Source organism: Amycolatopsis sp. SID8362, assembly GCF_010550475.1.
In the GTDB taxonomy this organism is placed as follows: Bacteria; Actinomycetota; Actinomycetes; order Mycobacteriales; family Pseudonocardiaceae; genus Amycolatopsis; species Amycolatopsis eburnea.
Map to the genome: position 1 here is coordinate 1 of NZ_JAAGNB010000342.1, position 5,836 is coordinate 5,836.

The window sequence follows — 5,836 nt, forward strand, 5'->3', positions numbered from 1 at the left end:
GCACCGGCGTCGGCCCGGCCGTGCCCGCCATCGAGGTCGCCCGTTCCTGGGCCGCCGCCCGCACCGCGCTCCGGTTCACCTCCGACGACGATCCCGTGGTCCGCTGGCAAGACCTCGGCAGCCTCGCCGCCCTCGACGGCAAGCTGGCTCCGGCCGACCTCCCCGACGTCCAGGCCCTCGACCAGCTCGCCGCCGAACCCCACGGCGGCGACACCCTCGCGGCGCTCTCGGCCCTCTGTGCGACCGGCTCGGCCCGCAAGGCGGCCGCCGTGCTGCATCGGCACCACAGCACCATGCCGGCCCGGCTCGCGCGGGCGGAGGCCGTGCTCGGCTTCGACGTGGACACGCCCTCCGGACGCTTCCGGCTGCACCTCGCGCTGATGCTGCGGCGGTTGCGGGACAACGCCGAACTCAGCTGACCGTCCTGAGTGGACTGTGCAGCAGGTCCGCCGCCGCGGCGGGCCAGGACGGGAAGCCGAACTCGAAACCGGCGTCCAGGAGCCGGCCCGGGACCACGAAACGGCTTTTCAGCAGCAGCTCCGGGTCGCTGCGCAGCACGAACGCGCCGAGCGCCGCCATCCAGCGCGTCGCCGGGAGCCCGACCGGGACGCCCGCGGCCGCACGCAACACCCGCAGAAACTCCCGGTACGGCAACGGTTCCGGGGCCGCCAGGTTCACCGGCCCGCTCAGCTCGTGGTGCTCGATCAGGAAGCCGATCGCCCGCAGCAGGTCGGCCTCGTGGATCCACGACATGTACTGCGCGCCACCGGCGACCGGGCCGCCCAGGCCCAGCCGCGTCAGGCGCCGCAGCATCTCGAACGCGCCGCCGGGCTCGCGGCTCATCACCATCGCCGTCCGCAGCGCGACCTTGCGCGTGTGCGGCGTGGCGGCGACCTCCTGCTCGCGTTCCCACGCCCGGGCGATGTCGACGCTGTAGGACCAGTACGCGGGCACGCCGGGCTCGGCGCCGCCCAGGACGCCGGTGGTTTCGTCGTTCGGGGCGTCGTGGCGGTGGGCGTAGATCGTCGCCGTGCTCATCTGCAGCCACACCCGCGGCGGCCGCTCCGCGCGCTCGATCGCGCCGCCGACGACGCGGGCCGAGTCGATGCGCGAGTTCCACATCTCCCGCAGGTTCGCCCGGGTGTAGCGGCAGCTCACCGACCGGCCGGCCAGGTTGACGACGACGTCGCTGCCGTCGATCTCGCTCGTCCACGGACCCGCGCTCCGCCCGTCCCAATGGACGTGGCGGACCCCCGCCACCGTGGTGGCTGCCCCTCGGGTCAGGACGACGACCTCATGCCCGTTCCCGGCCCATGCGCGGCTCAGCACGCGCCCCAGGTGGCCGGTCCCGCCCGGTATCACGACCTTCATGACCCCACCGTACCGAAAGAGTTGAACGCGTTCAAATACTGCTCTCGACGAGGTCGAGCAGCGTCCGCAGCGCCCGGCTCGGCGGCTTCGCCCCGGCGGTGACCAGGTTGAGCGGCCAGTCGAGCCCGGCACCCGCCAGCGGCCGGACCACGACGTCCGACCCGGCGGGCACCGACGTGTCCGGGACGACCGCGACGCCGAGCCCGGCGCGCACGTACCCCGGCACCGGGCGCAGGTCCGCGACCTCGACGGTGACCCGCCGCGGCGAGCCGAGCGCGTCGAACGCGCGGTCCAGCAGCACCCGGTTGCCGAACCCGCGCGGCGTGTCGATGAAGGCCTCGCCCGCGAGGTCGGCCAGGCGGACCGCCTTCCGCGCCGCGAGCCGGTGCGTGGCCGGCAGCACCACGACGAACGGCCGTGTGTCGAGCCGCAGCACGTCCAGCCCGGCGAGATCGGACTCGGGCAGGCCCACCAGCGCGACGTCGAGGCGGCCCTGGCGGACCTCGTCGGCCAGCCCGGTGGACCCGGTGATCGACACCGTCACGTGGATGTCCACCAGCGGGTAGCGCCGGTGGAACGCGCCGAGCAGCGCGGGCAGGTCGACGCCGCCGACCGACGTCAGCGTGCCGATGCGGAGGCTGCCGCGCAGGCCTTCCGACGCCTCCTGGACGGTCGCGCGCGCCCGTTCGACCGCCTCGATCGCGGCCTTGGCTTCGGGCAGGAACGCCGTGCCCGCCGCCGAAAGCGCGACCCGGCGGGTGGACCGGTCGAACAGCCGCGTGCCGAGTTCGGCTTCGAGGGACCGCACGGCGGCGGACACGGTGGACTGCACCGCGAACACCCGCTGGGCGGCCCGGGTGAAGCTGAGCTCCTCGGCGACGGCGACGAAGTATTCGAGCTGACGCGTGTCCATCGGCCCAACTTATCGCCCAGAGCGATAACTGGCACCAGCACTTTTCGTTGGACTTGCTGAGTCGGCGGGGACATCGTGGACCACGGAAGATCCCTTGGCGTCCCGGAAGGTCCCGATGTCCGTCACCCTCTCCCCCGCCCGGCTCCGCGTGAGCCACGGGCTGGGTTTCCGCGTCGTCGCGGTCGCGTTCGCCACCGCGCTCGCGTTCTCCACCGTGCCGACCCCGCTGTACGCGCTTTACCAGCAGCGCGACGGCTTTCCGCCCTTCCTCGTCACGGTGGTCTTCGCCGCGTACGCCGCCGGGGTGATGCTGAGCCTGTACCTGGCCGGGCACGTCAGCGACTGGCTCGGCCGCCGCCGCGTCCTGCTCGCCGGGCTGCTCGCGGAGGCACTTTCCGCCGCCCTGTTCCTGCTCTGGCCGGACGTCCCCGGCTTGATCGTCGCGCGGCTGGTCAGCGGCGCGGGCATTGGCGTGATCACCGCGACGGCCACCGCGCACCTGTCCGAGCTGCGCGCCCCGGCCCTCACCGCGACCGTGGTGAACGCCGGCGGCCTGGCACTCGGCCCGCTCGTGGGCGGGGTGTTCGCGCGGTACGCCGGCCACCCGCTGAGCACGCCGTTCGCGGTGTTCCTGGTGGTGCTGCTGCTCGAAGCGATCGCGGTGAGCCTGGTGCCGGAGACGGTCGAACGCCGGGAAGAGCGCCCGGCCTACCGCCCGCAGCGGCTCTCGCTCCCGCCGTCGTCGCGGCGCGAGTTCGCCGGTGCCGCCATCGGCGCGTTCGCGGCGTTCGCGCTGAGCGGCCTGTTCATGGCGCTGGCCCCGGCGCTGCTGGCGCACGAACTGCACGAGCCGTCCCGCCTGCTCGCCGGCCTCGCGCCGTTCACCATGCTGGGCAGCGCGGCACTCGCCCAGATCGCGTTCTCGCGCCTCGGCACGCGCCCGCAGCTGCGGTCCGGGTACGTGCTGATGGGCACCGGGCTCGTGCTGCTGACGGCGTCGGCGTTCGCGGCCTCGCTTCCCCTGTTCTTCGCCGCGAGCGTGCTGGCGGGCGCCGGGTTCGGCCTCGGCTTCCGCGCGTCGGTCGGGACGGTAGCGGCGCTCGCGGACGACCTCACCCGCGGCGAAGTGCTGGCGGCGCTGTTCCTCGCGGCCTACGCGGGCCTGGTGCTGCCGGTGCTGCTCGTCGGGCTGGCGATGCTCTTCGCGCCGGGCACCGTGGTGCTGGCCGGGTTCGCGGCACTGGAACTCGCCCTGCTCGGCTGGTCGGCGCGGCGCACCGCTCAGCGCCGGGTGTAGGCGAACCCGATCTTGTCGACCTCGCCGCCTGCGCGCCCATGGAAGCCCGCGAGCTGCCAGCCCGCCGGCGCCGTGCGGGTCACGCAGTCCGCGGTCGCCGTGCCGCCCGCCAGGGTGCGGCCGGTGCTCGTCGTGAACGCCGCCGAGAAGATCCGCGTGTGTCCCTGGTAGCTGCCCTGGCACACCGTCGCGGTCGTGATGTACTCGCCCGCGGCCAGGGTCAGCGCGGCCGCCGTCCCGCCGGAACCGCCGTGCACCAGCGCCGTGCCGTTCTCGAACGTCACCCCGAGCTGGTCCACCCGTGAGCCGGCGCGCAGCGAAAGCGTCCGGACGCGGGCGCCGGCCGGGATCGCGGCCACGTCGGTGAAGTAGTCGCCGTGCGGGCCGCCGAACTGGTCCGACAGGCGCAGTTCCGGGTTGCGCGTCCAGGTGAAGCGGACGCTGACCGGGTCGTGGTCGGACAGCATGCGGCCCGCGTCGTCGAGGAACCCCGCGTGCTCGTTGTGATACGCCGTCGCGTCGAGGGACACGAGCGGGCTGCCGCGGTAGAGGACCTTGTCCACGACTTCGCAGTCGTCGGTGACGTGCTGGGGATCGCACACCAGCGCGGGACTGCCCGGCGCCGGTGCGGACCCGCCGCGGACGAGCTTCACCCAGGCGTCGGCGAGGCCGTTGTCCGCGGCGAACGCGGCGATCGTGTCCGCCGCGCGGGTGTAGCGCGTATTCGTGTCGCCCATGACGAGCACCGCGTTGCCCGCCGAGTGGGTCCGGATGAACGCGGTCAGCTGCGCCAGGTTCGACGCGCGCGACGCCTGGTCACCGTCGTTCGTCCCGGCGTTGGTGTGCACGTTGTACGCGTCCACGTACACGCCCTCGGCGAGCCTCAGCCGCATGAACGTGAATCCCTTGGGCGTCAGGCAGTCGCCCGAGTCGAACTGGCACGAGTTCCAGCGCACGCGCTCGAAGTCATCGGTGTCGTACGGCAGTGCGGACAACGTGTTCAGGCCGCTGCCGATCCCCGCGCCGCCGCTGGTCGGGGTGCGGTACGGGTGGTGGTCGGCCGCGTAGAGCGTGGCGTGATAGTTGAAGTCCTCCTCGACGTGCACCACGTCGTACGGGCCCAGCCGCTGCCCGATCGCCGTCGTGGCGGGCTCGCGCGGGGTCGGCGCGCTCGAAATGCCTTCGGGCAGCCCGGCGACGTTGTAGCTCAGCACGGAGAACGTGCCTCCGTCGGCGGGGTCGGCGTGGGCGGTGGCGGGGACCAGCGCGGCGGCGGCGCACGCGAGCACCACGACGGCGAGGCGGTTCTTCACGGGGTACCTCGTTCTCCCGGGGGTGAGCGACGGGAATGATCGGGGCGCGCCGGGAGGCGCGTCAAGGGCCGACCGGAGGGTTCGCCGCCGGCGCGTTTCATCGCACGGAGAATTGTCACCGAAAGTTATCCCCGCGCGGGGCCGGGAAGGGCACCGCGCACCCCACCGGCGGCTACCGGACGCCCGCCGCGCCAACCTCCGGCAGTTGATCCCAGAACCTCGAATCACCGCAGGTCACGGTCCCGCATCAGAACTTTTTCGCGGTGAAACGAGGTTTCCGCGGCTCGATCCCGCGCGCGTAACACGCTGGGCCGAACGGCGCAAGGGACCTCGGACCTTCGCAGTCGGGCCGGTCGCCTGAGGTGCCGGACGCCTCCGGATTCGCACACTCTTCGTGACGGCCCGCCCGGGCCTCCCCTGACACAGCGAATTCCTGGAGAGAACCCATGCGCAAGATCAGCAAGCGGTCCGCGGTCGTCCTCGGTGCCGCCGGAGCCGTCGTCGTCGCCGGCGTCGCCTACGCGGCCTGGACGAGCACCGGCGCCGGCACCGGCTCGGTCACCTCGAAGACCGACGTCGCCTCGGTGATCTCCTCCTCCGGCACCGGAACCGCGCTCTACCCGGGTGGTTCGACCACGTTCACGGTGAAGGTCACCAACCCCAACGACTACCCGGTCGTGGTCAACAGCATCAGCGCCGGTTCGTCGAACGAAGTCAACGGCTGTGCCGCCGCGACCGTCACGAGCGCGGCCGTCACGAACCCCGCCGGCACCATCGCGGCCGGCGGCGAAGGCACCTACACCTTGACCGCGACCATGAACGGCAACGCCTCGGACGCCTGCAAGAGCCAGACGTTCACGCTGCCGCTCACCGCCACCCTGTCGTCCAACGCCTGATCCGGCGATGCGCAGGTGGCGGGCCGGCGCGCTCGCGGCCGTCGCG

The 5,836-nt window shown here is 73.0% G+C and carries 6 protein-coding genes; 3 read left to right on the forward strand and 3 right to left on the reverse strand.

Features of this window, described 5'->3' with window-relative positions; all coding sequences use genetic code 11:
* Positions 1–419 (forward strand): helix-turn-helix domain-containing protein (locus G3I65_RS11280; RefSeq protein WP_160696059.1); only part of this gene is annotated, 419 nt, incomplete at its 5' end.
* Here the strand turns inward: G3I65_RS11280 and G3I65_RS11285 are convergent.
* Positions 412–1,371: a TIGR01777 family oxidoreductase gene (locus tag G3I65_RS11285; protein ID WP_160696060.1), complete on the reverse strand. Its 960-nt coding sequence runs from the start codon at positions 1,369–1,371 to the stop codon at positions 412–414. The genes G3I65_RS11280 and G3I65_RS11285 overlap by 8 nt on opposite strands.
* 31 nt (positions 1,372–1,402) lie before the next feature.
* Positions 1,403–2,284, reverse strand: a complete 882-nt coding sequence (locus tag G3I65_RS11290) for a LysR family transcriptional regulator (RefSeq protein ID WP_160696061.1) — start codon at positions 2,282–2,284, stop codon at positions 1,403–1,405.
* Between the two features lie 115 nt (positions 2,285–2,399).
* On the opposite strand from G3I65_RS11290, the gene G3I65_RS11295 reads away from it, so the two are divergent.
* Positions 2,400–3,581, forward strand: coding sequence for an MFS transporter (locus G3I65_RS11295; RefSeq protein ID WP_160696062.1), 1,182 nt, complete (start codon positions 2,400–2,402; stop codon positions 3,579–3,581).
* Here the strand turns inward: G3I65_RS11295 and G3I65_RS11300 are convergent.
* The gene (locus tag G3I65_RS11300; RefSeq protein WP_160696063.1) at positions 3,566–4,894 is read right to left on the reverse strand and encodes a jacalin-like lectin; all 1,329 of its coding nucleotides are present in this window, start codon (positions 4,892–4,894) and stop codon (positions 3,566–3,568) included. The genes G3I65_RS11295 and G3I65_RS11300 overlap by 16 nt on opposite strands.
* Positions 4,895–5,340: 446 nt before the next feature.
* Here G3I65_RS11300 and G3I65_RS11305 point away from each other — a divergent pair, with 446 nt between their 5' ends.
* Positions 5,341–5,790 (forward strand): LEA type 2 family protein, encoded by a 450-nt coding sequence (locus G3I65_RS11305; protein WP_160696064.1) that lies wholly within the window; start codon positions 5,341–5,343, stop codon positions 5,788–5,790.
* The last annotated feature ends 46 nt before the right edge of the window (positions 5,791–5,836 follow it).

Bases quoted from the DNA above. Each gene is read 5' to 3' on its own strand.
- G3I65_RS11290 (WP_160696061.1), bottom strand. From the start codon at position 2,284: ATGGACACGCGTCAGCTCGAATACTTCGTCGCCGTCGCCGAGGAGCTC.
- G3I65_RS11295 (WP_160696062.1), top strand. From the start codon at position 2,400: ATGTCCGTCACCCTCTCCCCCGCCCGGCTCCGCGTGAGCCACGGGCTG.
- G3I65_RS11285 (WP_160696060.1), bottom strand. From the start codon at position 1,371: ATGAAGGTCGTGATACCGGGCGGGACCGGCCACCTGGGGCGCGTGCTG.
- G3I65_RS11305 (WP_160696064.1), top strand. From the start codon at position 5,341: ATGCGCAAGATCAGCAAGCGGTCCGCGGTCGTCCTCGGTGCCGCCGGA.